13 protein-coding genes and 1 pseudogene are annotated in these 14,764 nt (G+C 62.8%); 12 read left to right on the top strand and 2 right to left on the bottom strand.

The annotated features are described in order from the left end of the window. Nucleotides 1-158: 158 nt before the first annotated feature. The 4 genes from FGL98_RS14625 to add are packed head-to-tail and all read left to right on the top strand — an operon-like array spanning nt 159 to nt 3,609. On the top strand, nt 159-800 hold the full coding sequence (locus tag FGL98_RS14625; RefSeq protein WP_146317719.1) for a TetR/AcrR family transcriptional regulator: 642 nt from the start codon (nt 159-161) through the stop codon (nt 798-800). Between the two features lie 9 nt (nt 801-809). After that, nucleotides 810-1,034, top strand: coding sequence for a DUF3311 domain-containing protein (locus tag FGL98_RS14620; RefSeq protein ID WP_146317717.1), 225 nt, complete (start codon nt 810-812; stop codon nt 1,032-1,034). Then, nucleotides 1,031-2,491, top strand: coding sequence for a sodium:solute symporter family protein (locus tag FGL98_RS14615; protein WP_146317715.1), 1,461 nt, complete (start codon nt 1,031-1,033; stop codon nt 2,489-2,491). Before FGL98_RS14620 ends, FGL98_RS14615 begins: the two co-directional genes overlap by 4 nt. 11 nt (nt 2,492-2,502) lie before the next feature. Then, entirely contained in the window at nt 2,503-3,609 is a 1,107-nt protein-coding gene (add, locus tag FGL98_RS14610) for an adenosine deaminase (RefSeq protein WP_146317713.1), read from the top strand. A gap of 335 nt (nt 3,610-3,944) precedes the next feature. On the opposite strand, the gene FGL98_RS14605 is transcribed toward add, so the two are convergent. Continuing rightward, nucleotides 3,945-4,892 (bottom strand): reverse transcriptase domain-containing protein, encoded by a 948-nt coding sequence (locus tag FGL98_RS14605; protein WP_222432195.1) that lies wholly within the window; start codon nt 4,890-4,892, stop codon nt 3,945-3,947. On the opposite strand from FGL98_RS14605, the pseudogene FGL98_RS27140 reads away from it, so the two are divergent. Continuing rightward, nucleotides 4,829-5,212, top strand: a pseudogene (locus FGL98_RS27140) (esterase/lipase family protein); the annotation flags it as partial. The gene FGL98_RS14605 and the pseudogene FGL98_RS27140 overlap by 64 nt on opposite strands. A 40-nt stretch (nt 5,213-5,252) precedes the next feature. Then, nucleotides 5,253-5,636, top strand: coding sequence for a hypothetical protein (locus FGL98_RS26350; RefSeq protein WP_246136559.1), 384 nt, complete (start codon nt 5,253-5,255; stop codon nt 5,634-5,636). A 536-nt stretch (nt 5,637-6,172) separates the two neighbouring features. Here the strand turns inward: FGL98_RS26350 and FGL98_RS14595 are convergent. Next, entirely contained in the window at nt 6,173-6,940 is a 768-nt protein-coding gene (locus FGL98_RS14595; protein WP_222432193.1) for a FadR/GntR family transcriptional regulator, read from the bottom strand. A 174-nt stretch (nt 6,941-7,114) separates the two neighbouring features. On the opposite strand from FGL98_RS14595, the gene FGL98_RS14590 reads away from it, so the two are divergent. The 6 genes from FGL98_RS14590 (at nt 7,115) to FGL98_RS14565 (ending at nt 14,125) form a co-directional block, all read left to right on the top strand. Continuing rightward, on the top strand, nt 7,115-8,167 hold the full coding sequence (locus FGL98_RS14590; RefSeq protein ID WP_246136558.1) for a proline iminopeptidase-family hydrolase: 1,053 nt from the start codon (nt 7,115-7,117) through the stop codon (nt 8,165-8,167). Nucleotides 8,168-8,297: 130 nt separating this feature from the next. Then, complete coding sequence (locus FGL98_RS14585) at nt 8,298-9,974, top strand: ABC transporter substrate-binding protein (protein WP_222432192.1); 1,677 nt, start codon at nt 8,298-8,300, stop codon at nt 9,972-9,974. A 6-nt stretch (nt 9,975-9,980) separates the two neighbouring features. Next, a complete protein-coding gene (locus FGL98_RS14580) occupies nt 9,981-11,018 on the top strand; it encodes an ABC transporter permease (RefSeq protein ID WP_146317705.1) in 1,038 nt (345 codons plus the stop codon). Further along, entirely contained in the window at nt 11,018-11,986 is a 969-nt protein-coding gene (locus tag FGL98_RS14575; RefSeq protein ID WP_146317703.1) for an ABC transporter permease, read from the top strand. Before FGL98_RS14580 ends, FGL98_RS14575 begins: the two co-directional genes overlap by 1 nt. Before the next feature lie 49 nt (nt 11,987-12,035). Continuing rightward, on the top strand, nt 12,036-13,064 hold the full coding sequence (locus tag FGL98_RS14570; RefSeq protein ID WP_222432190.1) for an ABC transporter ATP-binding protein: 1,029 nt from the start codon (nt 12,036-12,038) through the stop codon (nt 13,062-13,064). Continuing rightward, the gene (locus FGL98_RS14565; protein ID WP_146317700.1) at nt 13,061-14,125 is read left to right on the top strand and encodes an ABC transporter ATP-binding protein; all 1,065 of its coding nucleotides are present in this window, start codon (nt 13,061-13,063) and stop codon (nt 14,123-14,125) included. Before FGL98_RS14570 ends, FGL98_RS14565 begins: the two co-directional genes overlap by 4 nt. Nucleotides 14,126-14,764 lie beyond the last annotated feature (639 nt).

The raw sequence follows: 14,764 nt of genomic DNA, 5'->3' as shown, positions 1-14,764 counted from the left end.
CGACGATCCCGTGCGGACTGACACGATGCCGTAGCTCCGGCCTCGCCCTCCGCGTCGCGGGTGGACACACGTCTGTTCCAGGGTCGCCATCATGGTTCCGACGAGGTTGCGCGACACCAACCATTGACACCAGTCTGCCATGACGTCATAGTTCTGACATGAGTGCAGATAAGCGACGTGACCTTCGCGAGGAGTACGCGGAGCAGACGCGACAGAGAATCTTGAAGGCGTTCGCCGATTGTTTGGCTGAGGAACAGGCCGAAGAGGTGGCGATTGCGGCGGTGGCTGAGCGGGCTGGGGTGTCCGAACGCACCGTGTACCGCCACTTCCCCACGCGGGTCGATCTGCTCGCCGCCGCGGGCGAGTGGATCAACGACAACGTGTTCAGCTACGTGCACCCGGCCTCACTGAACGAACTACCCGCGGTCTTCCGCGAGGTGTGCCATCGCTTCGATCGGCAGCCAAATCTCGCGTACGCGATCGCGTTGTCTCGCCTGGGCCGCAGCGTGCGAGTGGGGTTCCGCCGACACATCCTTGAGGTAAACAGTCAGGCCATCGCCGACGCGACGCGTCACCTGCCACCAGCGGAGGCACGTCGCGCGGAGGCCGTCCTGGGATACCTGGACAACGTGCTGGCCTGGGCGACGATGCGTGAGGAACAAGACATGTCCGGCGACGAAGTCGCCGATGCGGTCGAGTGGGCCATGACCACCCTGCTGGCAGACCTGCACCGGCGGAACGCCGCGGCGACACCGAAGACCTCGTGCGCCGGTCGGGCGCACGATACAGCCGAAGAGTAGGAGATCGTCATGCTGCGCAGTCGATGGAGTCTCGTGATCGGTCTGGGTATCCCCGTGATCGCAATCGTCGTCGTCCCCCCATTCATCGCCAATACCCAGGTGACGGTGTTCGGTATCCCGTTCCTGTTCTTCTGGATGTTCGCCTGGTTCCCACTGACATCGGTGTGCCTGGGAATCAGCTGGTTCGGGTTTGACCGCCGCCACTACCTCACCCCAGACGGGGCCCAGTCATGACCGCTCTGGTATTCGCCTTGATCATGGCCCTGTCCATCGGGGTGGCCATCCTCGCGCGAGTCGGCGTCCGGCGCATGGACATCAAGCAGTTCCTCGTCGCCGGGCGGTCGTTCCCACCGTTCTTGCTGTTCTTCCTCGCGGTGGGCGAGGTCTACAGCATCGGCACCATGCTCGGCTTCCCGGGCGGCATCTACGGTGGCGGAGCGAGCTATGGGCTGTGGTTCCTGGGATACATCCTGCTGGCCTACCCGATCGGCTACTTCCTTGCCCCGCTGGTCTGGCGAGCCGCCAAGCGATACGACGCCCTGACCGTGCCCGAGGTATTCGGCCGGCACTTCGGTAGCCGCAAGTTCGAACTGGTCATCGCAATCGGTTCGATCATCGCGCTAGTCCCATGGGGACAATTCCAGTTCATCGGCCTGGAGGTCGTGCTCCAGGGGCTGGGCGTACCGATCAGCCCGATCGGCGCGGTCCTGATCGCTGCGTCGATCGCCTTCCTCTACATCGCGATCGCCGGCGTACGCGGGTCCGCGTTCGTCGCGTTCGTCAAGGACGCGTTCATGTTGCTAGGGATCGTGGTCGTCGGGGTGGCCGCGGTGATGTCCGCGCACGGCATATCGCCACTGTTCGCCCACGCGACGGCCGCCGCGCCCACCCACGTACACATGGGTGGCGTCGCCCTGACCTTCGCGATGACCACGATCGTGTACCAAGGGTTCGGCTTCTACCTGCAGCCGTCCGTCTCGCCGTACGTGTTCCCTGCCAAGTCCGAGGCCGCCGTGAAGTCGTCGACGGTGTTCATGCCGATGTACATGCTGATGTATCCCTTCGCAGTGTTCGCGGCATTCTTCGCTGTCAGTGCGCTACCGAATACCAAGAACCCGAATGGCGTGTTCCTCAACATCGCCCACGACCTGCTGCCTCCGTGGCTTGTCGGCGTGGTCGCCGCGGGAGCTGGCCTGGCCGGGATCATGGTGCTCGCCTCGACCTCACTGAACATCGGAGCGATCGTCACCCGCAACCTCGTGCCGAATGTTCCCGCGCACTCCCAGCGCCGCTGGACCGTGCTTGCGGTGGCAATCTTTCTCGTGGCCGCGGCGGCGATGACCACCTTCACCCCGGCTCTGATGCTGACCGTTCTCAACCTCAGTGGCTACGTCGGTATCCAGTTTGCTACCGGCTGGATCGCCATCTTCTTCGCCCGCAAAGTCCACGCCTTCGCCGCCGGGACAGGCATCGTCACGGGCGTACTGCTGGCTCTCGCCCTGTACGCCACCAGCCCGCAGCTCGGTGGAATCAACATCGGATTGATCGCCCTTGGAGTGAACCTGGCCCTGACCTTCGGGCTCAGCCACCTTGCCCCCGGCCGTACCCCTCAGGCACCCATTGCCACAAGCGAGCCCGCCCCAAGTGTGTCCGTGCCCAACCGTCCCGACCTTCCGGTCACCAACGCCTAGGAGCGACCTCCATGAACTACGACACCTTCCTGCGCGACCTGCCGAAGGTCGACCTCCACTGCCACCTCGCCGGCACGATGCGCCCGGCCACCATGATCGAACTCGCCCAGAACAATGACGTGCAATTGCCCACCACCGATCCCGACCTGCTGTATGCCTTCGATGACTTCTATGACTTCCTGCGCGTCGTCCGGCTGGCCGCAGAGTGCGTGATCACCCGAGCCGACTTCGCGCGGGTCGCCTACGAAGCTCTTAGTGGCGCCGCCACCAGCGGGAACCTGCGCTACGCCGAACTCTTCTTCAATCCCACCGACTACCAGCGACAAGGCGTGGACTACCCCACCATGATCGACGGATACATTGAGGGCCTCCGTGCGGCCGAAACCGACCACGGCGTGCACGGCCGCCTCATCCCCTCCATCAACCGTGAGCTTGGCCCGCAGGTCGCCGAAGGAATGGTCCGTGAGGTCATCGCGCACCGACGCGACGAAGTGATTGGGATCGGCATGGACGGCTCCGAACACCACGGCCCACCCGAGCAGTTCACCCAGGCGTACCGGCTGGCCCGACAGGCCGGCCTGCACTGCACGGCCCATGCCTGCGAGGACAATCAAACGCTCGACCAGGCACCACCGAGTAATGTCATCGACTGCGTCGACAAACTCGGTTGCAGCCGCATCGATCATGGCTACAACCTGCTCGCCGACGCCCGCCTCGTACAGCGCTGCCAGAGGGAGCACATCCCCTTCACCGTCGGCTCGCACACCTGTGTTAGCAGTCGGCAACAGACCCGCTGGGACAACCTGCACCGCATGCGCCAAGCCAACCTGTCCATCGTCATCTGTACCGACGACCCACCCATGTTCGGCACCGACATCGGACAGTCCTACGCCAGCGTCTGCACACAACTGAACCTGACCACTGACGCTGCGGCGCAACTCGCACTAGACAGCATCGACGCGACCTGGCTCGACGACACCGACAGACACCGTCTGCGCAGCGAATTCGCCACCACCATCGCCGCTATGCAGAACCAGCCTGCCCAGAGCACCGAGCGATCGGATGCCGTAGTTGACGCCAACCGGCTCAGCACAGGCCAACCCGCTGGCACGCAGTGAGAACCGACCGTCAGACCGGATACGACGACCGATGCGGCACACCATGTCTGCCCTGCCGCACTGCCCTCAGCGCAGCCGAACCGCACTACGAAGGCACGTCTCTCAGTAGAAGAACCGCAAACGCCCAGTTGGGTTGCCACACCAGGCGCTCACTGCGTGTGCGTAGCCCCTCTGGCTCGGTCGCGGATGCGATACATCCACCAAGTGCCGACCTACGCGGTCGCTGCCCGGCCACCAGGTGATCCGCAAGCGGAATCCCGGGTGAACCCGCACGACGCAGCGCGATCCCGCCACGTCATAGCGGCCCCCGCCCCGCAGGAATCGTCCGCAAGCCGTCACCGGGACACGGAGGGACCACGCGATCCGCGCCACAAGTCAGGGAGTGTCCGAAATTCGGTCGGGTGGCCAGGGAGAATTGCACCCCCGGGCTCCCACAGATCCGTAGGTGACAGTCTCCCCGTCATACGGCTCTTGTCGTCCTGGTCATCTGACCGCCGGTTCACCCAGGCCCAGTGCGCGAAGTACCGCGGCCGCTTTGCGGCAGCTTCCATGAGCACTCGGATGGCTTTCTTCCAGGTGCGCCACTTCTTGTACCGGACCCAGCGGTGTAGTCGCGAGGACCGAATCTCGGCGCTGATTTTCTTCAGGGCCTCCTTGCTGATCGCCGGGAGGAACGCGGTGAACCTCATCCCGTCCTTCCGCCGTGCTCGCGGTGGGCGGAACGTGAACCCGAGGAACGTAAACGACGTGTGCTCATACGAGTCGCGCCGGTTGCTGTCCTTGCAGTACACGATCTTGGTCTTGGTCGGGTGTAACTGCAGCCCGAGCTGTCCCATCCTGTCTGCGATCGCCACTACGAGGCGGTCGGCCTGGCGTTTGGTGACGCAGTGCACGACGGCGTCGTCGGCGCATCTTTCGAACTGGACGCCCGAGTATTCCCGAGTCAGCCAGGCGTCGAACGCGTAGTGCATGAACAGGTTAGCGAGTACGGGACTGATTGCGGACCCCTCCGGGGTTCCGCGGTCTCGATCTTGCAGGGTCCCGTCGGGCAGTTGCAGTGGAGCGGCCAGCCACCGCTTCACGTACAACACGACCCAGCGAGTTTCGTCGGTGGTGTGTGCCTGCACCGCTTTGACGATCAGGTCCCACGGGACGCTGTCGAAGAACTTCCGGACATCAAGATCGATCACCCAGTTGTACTTCCAGCAGCGCCGCCGGCATGCCTGAACCGCGTCCAGCGCGCCCCGGCGGGGCCGATACCCGTAGGAGTCGGGATGGAACACCGGCGGCCCATCCCGAGGCCTCGGGCATGGTTGCGGTACTGCTGCACGGGTCGTGCGAGGATGACACGAACTGGCAGCGTGGCGGCGAGCACGCCGCGACGTACCTTGACACGTTGACCCGGCTGGGTTGGACACCTGTGGTGCTACTCGCCAATACTTGTCTGCCGGTGCGTGAGAACGGGATTGCGCTGTCCGCTTTGCTCCAGGACCTCGTCGCATCGTGGCCGGTCGAGGTGCGTCGGATCACGCTGGTCGGTCACTCTATGGGTGGGCTCATCATGCGGGCGGCGGCCGCTGCCTCGATTGAACGCCCGTGGGCACCACTGGTGAGTGATGTGATCACCTTGGGTACGCCGCACCATGGCTCGCCGGTCGCCCAGGGGGGTCAGTGCAGCTGGCCGTGGGCTCGCGCTGCTGCCCGAGACGGCGCCGTTTGGGCGGATCCTCGACCGCCGGTCGCGGGGCGCCGAGGATCCCGTGGTGGGTTTCGGCTGCGAGGTCCCGCCGTTGCCCCACGCGCGCTACCGACTGGTGGCGGCGACGCTGTCGTCGTCGCCGCGACACCCGGTCGGCCACGTGGTGGACGACCTGCTCGTGCGGGCGCCGTCGGCGGCGTACGGTCGCGCACGGTGCGGGGCGGACGTGTTCCCCGGTGCCGACACGCTGCATTTGGGCCGGGCAGATCACTTCGATCTGCTGAACCACCCGCAGGTGCACGGCGCCCTCGAGAAGTGGCTCGCCTAAACGAGAATCGTGGCGGCCTACGAGTTTCGCGGTGGCGCAGGGTGACGACGCGTTCGGCGTGGAGGCAGGTCGCGGCGTTTCCGTCTGGCTGGCTGAAGGTGGCAACCGGTTGATCCTCCGATGGCCTCGCCTCGGGTGTTCCGGTACCCATGCCGACACTGACAGGTATCCGACGTCGAGCATCTCGGTCAGGTCGGACGAGGACCGTCACCAGCTCCGTACCGGTGCCGGCCTCCAGGTCATGGCCACCTTGCACCGCTATCAGCCTGCTGCGGCTGGCCAGCTGGTCGAACATCGCCGCAGGCCTAGGACATCACACCCGCAACAGCAACCGCCCCATCGAACTCCTGGCTACGTCATGAATCGACTTTGCCGAGACCCTGCGTCCGCAGGGGCACCTTGGCTATATGAATCCCTGGTCGAGTAGAACTTGGATGCGAGAGACGTATGGGCGTGCGTTCCTTCCTGGCGCTGCCCCGGTGAGTTGAGAATCGGAGTGTCGCTCGCGGTGCCCTTGCCGATCTGATGTCGACACGTCACTCTGGCCGATCTGATGCCGACACGTCCCTCTGGGGTTGGTCCTCTTGAGGGTCAGACTGAGCACGCGCGAGGACATCCCGGAATGTCTCAGCGGTGATCTCGAAGTGCCGTCTTGACAGTTGCCCCGCCTGTTCGGCGTCGTGGTTGCAGATCGCGTCATAGATGGCCTCGTGGTCGGCAAGAGCTCGAAGAAACCCCGCGCGGTCTACTCCCTGCTCAGGTGGCCAGGGCTCAAAAGGTATAGCGAGGCTCGTGCCGGCGAGCAGGCTGCGACTGAGTTGAAACAGTTGCGGGTTGCCGGTGGACGCGAGAATGGCGCTGTGGAACGCAGCGTCGGCGATCTGTTCCTCGGCAGGGTTGGCGGCGTTGCGATACTTCTTCAGCGCGGCTCCCATCTCCTTTTGCTGCGTCGGTGTCGAGCGTTCGGCAGCCACTCGGCCGACAATGTCATCGATCAGCGAGCGCAGGTCGAGGAGCTGCTCGAACTCGTTCCAGCGAGGCACCAGAGCATGTCGAATAGCATCGGCCGACGCCGCGCCCCAGCTGGTTCGCACGAAGGCTCCACCAGAACGACCGCGGCGGATCTCGACAATGCCAGAGCCGCCGAGTCGTGCGAGCGCCTCGCGCACCGCGGGCCGGCTGACCCCCATCGCTGCAGCGAGCTTCCGCTCGGACGGAAGTCGATGTCCGGGCAAGTACTCGCCGAGCGCGATGGCCGTCACGAGCCGGTCGGCCACCTCACCAGACGCAGTCGCGAGCCGCACAGGTGCGAGGGTAGGTGTCGGCGCTGCGTCGTCGAGCACGCTCTCTAAGAGTTGAGCAACGCGGTTGCCCGAGTCGGATTTCACGCCGTCGTCAGCGGCAGACGCGTGCGCTGACGGTCCATGCCGTGGGGTGCTCATTGATCACCATCCAAGTCCGGTGTCGCGAGGGGATCGGTGAAACGCATCGTCTTTCATAACGATCGTGCATCATTCAGTTGGATAGGTCAATCCAATTTACCATTTGGCGCTAATTTGTGTTCGATCTACATCGAGCCGGCGATCGCCGGCGAACTGACGGAGGCATGGATGCCGATCCCTGATCCGAGTGCCGAGGGCACCGTTCCGTTCGGTGAGTGGCGCACGTGGTACCGAGTCACCGGCGAATTGGACTCTCCGAAGCCGCCCCTCGTGGTGCTCCACGGTGGCCCGGGCGCAGCGCACAACTACACGCTGCGGATCGCCAGACTGGCTGAGCGCGGTCGACCGGTGGTCCACTACGACCAGCTAGGCGTCGGCAACTCCACCCACCTGCCCGAGCGCGGTGCGGACTTCTGGACTGTCGAGCTCTTTCTGAACGAGTTGGACAATTTGCTGGGCCAGCTCGGGATCGGGGAGCGGTACCACCTACTTGGGCAGTCCTGGGGCGGCATGCTGGGCGCTGAGCACGCAGTGCGGCGGCCGACCGGACTAGGCAGTCTTGTCCTCGCCAATTCCCCGGCATCGGACGAGTTGTGGATCAAGGAGACGGCCCGGATTCGTACGCAGCTGCCGAATAACGTGCAGCAGACCTTGGCCAAGCACGAAGCTCAGGGCACGACCGACCATGCCGACTACAAGGCAGCCGTCCAGGTGTACAACCAGCATTTCGTGTGCCGGCTCGTCCCAACCCCTCCGGAGGTCTTGGCCAGCGACGCCGCAACGGATGCAGATCCCACCGTCTACCACACGATGAACGGCCCAAGTGAGTTCCATGTCATTGGCACGTTGAGGGATTGGACCATCATCGATCGGGCCGCGCGGATCAATGTCCCTACTCTGCTGATCAACGGCCGATACGACGAGGCGACGACCGCAACCATGCAGCCGTTTGACGACCTCATTCCCGACGTGCGCTGGGAAGTATTCGAAGAGTCAAGTCACATGCCACACATCGAAGAAGAGGAACGCTACCTGGCCGTCGTGGGTGACTTCCTCGACGCACAGGACCGGGCTATGGCACCGGCGTAGCACCAAACATGAGTCCATCCATAGGATCTCGCATTCTCCAGTCCCGCACTGCTACGGAGGAATTGACATGCGTCGCGTAGCGCATCGCACCAGGTTGTACTCAAGTTCAGTAGTTCTGACGGCCGCGGCCATGGCTCTTGCGGCCTGCTCGTCGACTGGTTCCACAGCAGGAAGCAGCGGCTCGACATCGTCCGGAGCAAACGTAAGCGGATCAGCCTTCCAGGCCCAGCACAAGGGTGGAACGCTGACCATGCTTGCCAACGGTGGTGGCGGGACTCTTGACCCCCAGATCAACTACACCAACACGTTCTGGCAGCTTTATCAGAACACCTACGACGGGCTGCTGAAGTTCCGCCGGGGCGTTTCCGGCGCCGCATCCGAAGAGGTCGTCCCCGACCTCGCGACCGCGATGCCGAAGGTCACCAACAGCAGAAAGACTTATACGTTCACCCTCCGCAAAGGGATCAAGTTCTCCAACGGCAGTCCCGTCACGGTCGACGACGTACTGGCAACATTCCAGCGCCTGTTCAAGGTATCGAGCCCTACCGCTGGGAGCTGGTATGCCCAGATCGTCGGCGCGGACGCGTGCCTGAAGACGCCTGCCACGTGCACGCTCAAGGGGGGAGTGGTCGTCAACCCAAAGACCAACGAGGTCCAGTTCAACCTGACGTCACCGAACCCAGAATTCAAGTACCAGCTGGCTGTGCCATTCACGGTGATCCTGCCCAAGAGCGCCCCTGCGAAGGACGCCGGCGACACACCGATCCCCACAACGGGCCCCTATAAGTTCGTCTCCTATGACCCGTCGAGCGAATTGGTCATGGTCCGCAATCCGTATTTCCACGAGTGGTCTCACGCGGCGCAGCCTCAGGGGTACCCGGACAAGATGATCTACAAGTTCACCCTGGACGCGGAGGCCGAGGTCTCAGCAGTCGAGAACGGCAGCGCGGACTGGATGTTCGACCCGCCACCGGCAGACCGACTAAACGAGATTGGGACCAAGTATCCCAAGCAGGTCCATATCAACCCGCAGCTTGCGTTCTGGTACGTCCCTATGAATGTGAACATCCCGCCATTCAACAACGTGAAGGCCCGCCAGGCCGTCAACTGGGCCATCGATCGCGCAGCCGTGGTGAGCCTATATGGAGGGACCAAGGTGGGTAGTCCTGTGTGCACGATCCTTCCGCCCAATTTCCCAGGGCACGCCGATAGTTGTCAGTACACCAAGGGCGGGGGCACCACCTGGAAGGCTCCTGACGTGGCCAAGGCCAAGAAGCTCGTCGAGGAGTCCGGCACGAAGGGGCAGCAGGTCACAATCGTTTCCCAGAGTGACTCTGTCAACAAGTCGATCGGCGAATACCTGCAGAGCGTGCTCACCGAGATCGGCTACAAGGCCAGTTTGAAGACCCTGTCAGAGAACATCGAATTCACCTATATTCAGAACACCAAGCACAAGGTGCAGATCTCGCTGACTCAGTGGTACGAGGACTACCCGGCAGCATCGGACTTCCTGAACGTCCTCCTGGGATGCAGCGACTTCCACCCTGGCAGCGACTCCAGCGTCAACATCGCCGGCTTCTGTGATAAGTCGATCGACGCCAAGATGCAGACGGCCGAGGCCTTGATGGGCACCAATCCCGACGCCGGAAACAAGATGTGGGGGCAGATCGATCAAGACATCATGAAGCTCGCGCCGGTTGCCCCGCTATTTACGCCAAACCTGGTCGACTTTGTCTCGTCTCGGGTTGGGAACTACGTCTACAGCAACGTGTTCTTCATGAACCAAGACCAGTTGTGGGTGAAGTGATCTCTGGTGACGATCGCCCGACGAACGACCGTTCCCCCCGCTGGCGAGCAATCCGAGCAAACTGTCCGGGAAGTTCGGCCCTGGAGGGATGCCACTAGAGACGTGCTCGCCAATCGAGCGGCGCTCGTCGCATTGATCATCCTGGTGATCATCGTGCTTGTGTCCCTGCTGGCACCGCTGTACGCCTCACATGTCGCGCACACGAATCCCTTCACGTCCAACGTCCAAGGATCAATCGTGGTCGACGGCAAGAAGGTCGACGTGATGCAGCAGAGCGCGACGGGGTTGGGTGTCACCCCAATCGGCCCGACGTGGCACTCGCGCTATTTCCTCGGGGCCGATGGGCAAGGCCGCGACGTCATGGCCAGAGTGCTTTATGGCGGGCGAGTCAGCCTACTCATCGGATCGGTCTCTGCGGCCATCTGCTGCTTTGTCGCAACAGCGCTGGGCATCATCGCGGGGTACATGGGTGGCCTCGTGGACGGGATCCTGTCCCGGCTGTTCGATGTCGTCTGGGCATTCCCCGTGTACCTGTTGGCCATCTGCCTATCGATCGTGCTCCTGACGTCCACCCTGACGATCGGGCCGATCTCGATCGGATCGGGGAGTCTGGCCCTGCCCATCGCGATCATCTCCGTCATCTATGTGCCCTACGTTGCCAGGCCAATTCGTGCGCAGGTCAAGAGCTTGCGAGAACGCATGTTCATCCAGGCCGCCAGATCAGTCGGGTCCAGCAACTGGCGGATCATCAGGCGGGACGTGTTGCCGAATGTCCTGCCCAGCGTGATCGTCTATTTCCCCATCATGATGGCGCTGAACATTCTGATCGCTGCATCGCTGTCGTTCCTCGGCGTCGGCGTTCAGCCACCGAGAGCGGCCTGGGGAACGATCATCAACGACGGGCTTCCCCTGTTGTACACGCGACCCCTCGTCAGTCTCGCTCCCGGCGTCATGATCGCGTTGACGTGCGTGGCACTTAACCTGCTTGGTGATTCACTTCGCGACGCGCTCGACCCGGGATCAAAGGTTCGAGTGGGATCCTGATGATCGGATTCATTCTTCGACGCCTCGGCTCGGCCGTCCTCGTGCTGTTCACGACCAGCGCGATCGCATTCCTGATCTTCTTCGCGACTCCAGGCATTGACCCAGCCGCTCGGATTGCTGGGCGTGGCGCCTCGGCGCAAACCCTGGCTCAGGTGCGCAGTTCGTTCGGTTTGGACAAGCCGTTGCCCGTCCAGTACCTCCTGATGATGAAGCACCTCTTCGTCACCCGCGACCTCAACTCCTTCGTCAACCGCGGAGAGATGGTGGTCCCACAGATCGTTCAGGCCGCGCCTATCACCTTGTCACTTGTCATCGGCAGCGCGATCATAGCGGTGGCCTCTTCATTTGCACTCGGGCTGATTTCCGCCCTATACAAGGGGCGAGTCGTCGATCCGATCATCATGACGCTTGCCGTGCTCGGAATCTCGATCCCGGTCTTCTGGCTTGGAGAAGTAGCGAACCTGATCACTCAGGGCACGCTCCACCACAGCGCCTTCTCCTGGGTGCCGCCGCTCGGCTATACCCCTCTGACGCAGGATCCGATTCAGTGGGCGCTGCACCTGTTATTCCCGTGGTTGACCATGGCGGTGATGTATGTCGGTATTTATTCGAGAGTTCTACGAGCCGAACTGGTCGCCGCCTTCAACGAGGACTTCGTGCAAGCGGCACGCGCCAAGGGAATTACAGAACGACGCGTCGTCCTGCGACACGCCTTGCGTTGCGCACTTATCCCCGTCATATCGCTGTTCGGGCTCGACCTCGGAGTGCTCGTGGGTGGGGCAGCCTTGCTGACCGAAGTCGTCTTCGGTCTACCAGGCGTCGGGTTCCTCACCTACCAAGCACTGGAAAATGTCGACCTGTCCATGATCATGGGCACGACCATCTACGCGGCGTTCTTCGTCGTGCTGATGAACGCACTGGTAGATATTCTCCATGCCAAGCTCGACCCGAGGATACGGCATGCCTAATTCACCAGAGACCAATTGTGACGCACTGTTGACCGTTGAGGCGCTGACCGTGAGCGTTCGGACGCGTGAAGGCACGGCCAATATTGTTCGGGACGTCTCGTTCACGGTCGCCCCGGGAGACTTTGTCGGCATCGTCGGAGAGTCGGGGTCAGGGAAGACCATGACCTTGATGAACCTGCTTCGCCTGACTCATGATCCAAATCTGACTGTCTCCGGCCACGTGTGGTTCGGCGGCGAAGATCTTCTGACACTCTCGGAAAAGCGGCTCCAGGAGATCCGCGGGGGCCAGATCGCGGTGATCTTTCAAGACGCCATGACCGCACTGACCCCCGTCTACACCGTCGGGTGGCACATCGCGGAGCAACTACGAGCACACCAAAACACTTCACAGAAGGCTGCCCATAGCCGGGCAATCGAACTGCTCAAGGAGGTCGGGATTCCCGCGCCCGAAGTGCGCGTCAACGCCTACCCGCACGAGTTGTCCGGAGGGATGCGCCAGCGGGCAGTCATCGCCATGGCCCTCGCTTGCGAACCCTCCATATTATTGGCGGATGAGCCGACAACCGCGCTCGACGTCACAACACAAGCGCAAATCCTCGACCTGATGCAACAACTCCAGTCGCGCCACGGATCCGCAGTCATCTTCGTCACCCACGATGTCGGTGTCGTCGCGCAGGCCGCCAACAAGGTGATGGTCATGTACAGCGGCAGGATAGTCGAGCAAGGCCCGACTCAAGACGTCCTCGCAACTCCGCAGCACCCCTACACGTGGGGGCTGCTCGGCTCGATCCCCAAACGCGGCGCAACGAGGCGCACGGTCCGACTCGTGTCGATACCCGGAGTGCCACCATCACCACTGACAACACATGACGGCTGCGCGTTTGCCGATCGATGCGCCTTCGTGCACGAACGCTGCGTGGAGCAACCCCCGCTCGTTGCTCTGGCGAAACACCCCGACCACTCGGATGCGTGTTGGCTTCCGCGATCCGACCGGGAGTCATTGCGAGCAAGGGTACTGGTCTCTGCGCAGCCGGCAGATCCGAACGACACCGCCAAGCGCGATCAGGGGCCAGCGTGAACACTGACCCCAGAAGCGACGCAACTGACACAACCTCGAAAGAGGGGAGTCCCGTCACCACTCTACAAGGCAGCCGTCCGGTCCTGAGCGTCAAAGACCTCGTCAAGGCCTACCCCGTCGGCGGCAACGCCCTGCCCGGCTCGCGTCGTCAACGGCTCGTAGCAGTCGACCATGTCAGCTTCGACCTCGCCGCGGGTCAAACACTCGGAGTGGTCGGAGAGTCAGGATGCGGCAAGTCAACACTCGCCCGATGCATCATGGGTCTCGAGAGCGTTACCGAGGGCTCGGTGCTCTTTAACGACAGGGACATCGCGAAGGTGTCACGGCGTCAGATGCGGCACCTGCGGCAACACATCCAAATGGTCTTTCAAGATCCCTACGACTCACTCAATCCGCGGCGACGTGTTGTTGACTCAGTCATGGAACCCATGCTCGTCCACAGACTCGCGAAGAAACCTGCGGCACGTCGAAGGGCGGCTGAACTCTTCGAAGTTGTCGGGCTCAGCTCACGGCATCTCGACCGCTACCCGCGCGAGTTTTCCGGAGGCCAGCGGCAGCGCATCGGGATTGCCCGGGCGCTGGCGTCGAACCCGCAGGTCATCGTGGCAGACGAGCCCGTGTCGGCACTTGACGTCTCGGTTCAAGCGCAAGTCATCAACCTCCTCTGCGATCTGCAGGAGGAGATGGGACTGACCTACGTGTTCATTTCCCACAACCTCGACATTATTCGATACGTCGCCGACCGCATTGCCGTCATGTATCTGGGGCAAGTCATGGAGCTGGCGGGTTCGGAACTTCTGTCCTCGTCTCCCGCGCACCCTTATACGGTGGCTCTCCTTGGTGCCGTTCCCGATCTGGCCGTCGGGCCGGACCTGCAAGTCCGAGAGCGCATCGTGCTCAACGGCGATGTGCCGAATCCGATCAATCGACCGCCAGGATGCCCGTTCGCACCTCGCTGCCCCGTGGCGCAAGCCCGCTGTATTGAGGAACGGCCGGAACTGCGAGGGCTCCCCGATGGGCGCCTCATCGCCTGCCACTTTCCGTTTTCGCTCTCGCTGTAGCGGCCGGAAACGCACAGTTCGGCGCTGACCTGCTGATTTCAGTCGCGTTGTGCAGCCTGGCTCATCATTGGGATCCGATCTATTGGGTGGTCGACACCTCGAGGATCGACCCTGACACTGGCGCGGTCCGCGGTCAATCTGCCGAAGGCGATCCTGCGTCGAAGCGCGTTGGTGCACGGGCCGCCTCGCGGGACGACCTCGGTGACAACTTTGGGTCTGGGGTCTCGATGGCATCGACGTCATGGCGACTCGTTCCGTTATGAAACCAAGGCACCGGGCATCGCCGGGCGTTGTTGCACCGACGAGCAACAGCGAGCCTCGACGTGCCGCCGAAGTTCGAAGCCCGTATGCGTCGCCGACGACACCGGGTGGGCGCAGCCGACGCATGCTCACGGTTGTCCCGGCGTCGGCGCACGGAGCTATGGGATTCAGCCTCCGCAAGAGTTGCCGAGAGGTGCTGCATCGCGGTAGGCCGTGGGTGCATGCGCCTTCATGAGCGCCATGGACTCGACCGCTAGCCTCCCTCTTTCATGTGGCGGCCAGTAACTGCTTGTGAGTGCCGTTGGGGCCGTGTGCGGGTGGTTTTGTCGGCCAGCGCATGCTGGTGGCCCGACTGGCGCGTCGGGTGGGCGGTTCTCC

This window comes from Leekyejoonella antrihumi (genome assembly GCF_007845645.1).
Taxonomy (GTDB): domain Bacteria; phylum Actinomycetota; class Actinomycetes; order Actinomycetales; family Dermatophilaceae; genus Leekyejoonella; species Leekyejoonella antrihumi.
The sequence above is the reverse complement of the archived record's forward strand: the minus strand, read 5'-3'. Positions and strand labels throughout refer to the sequence as shown.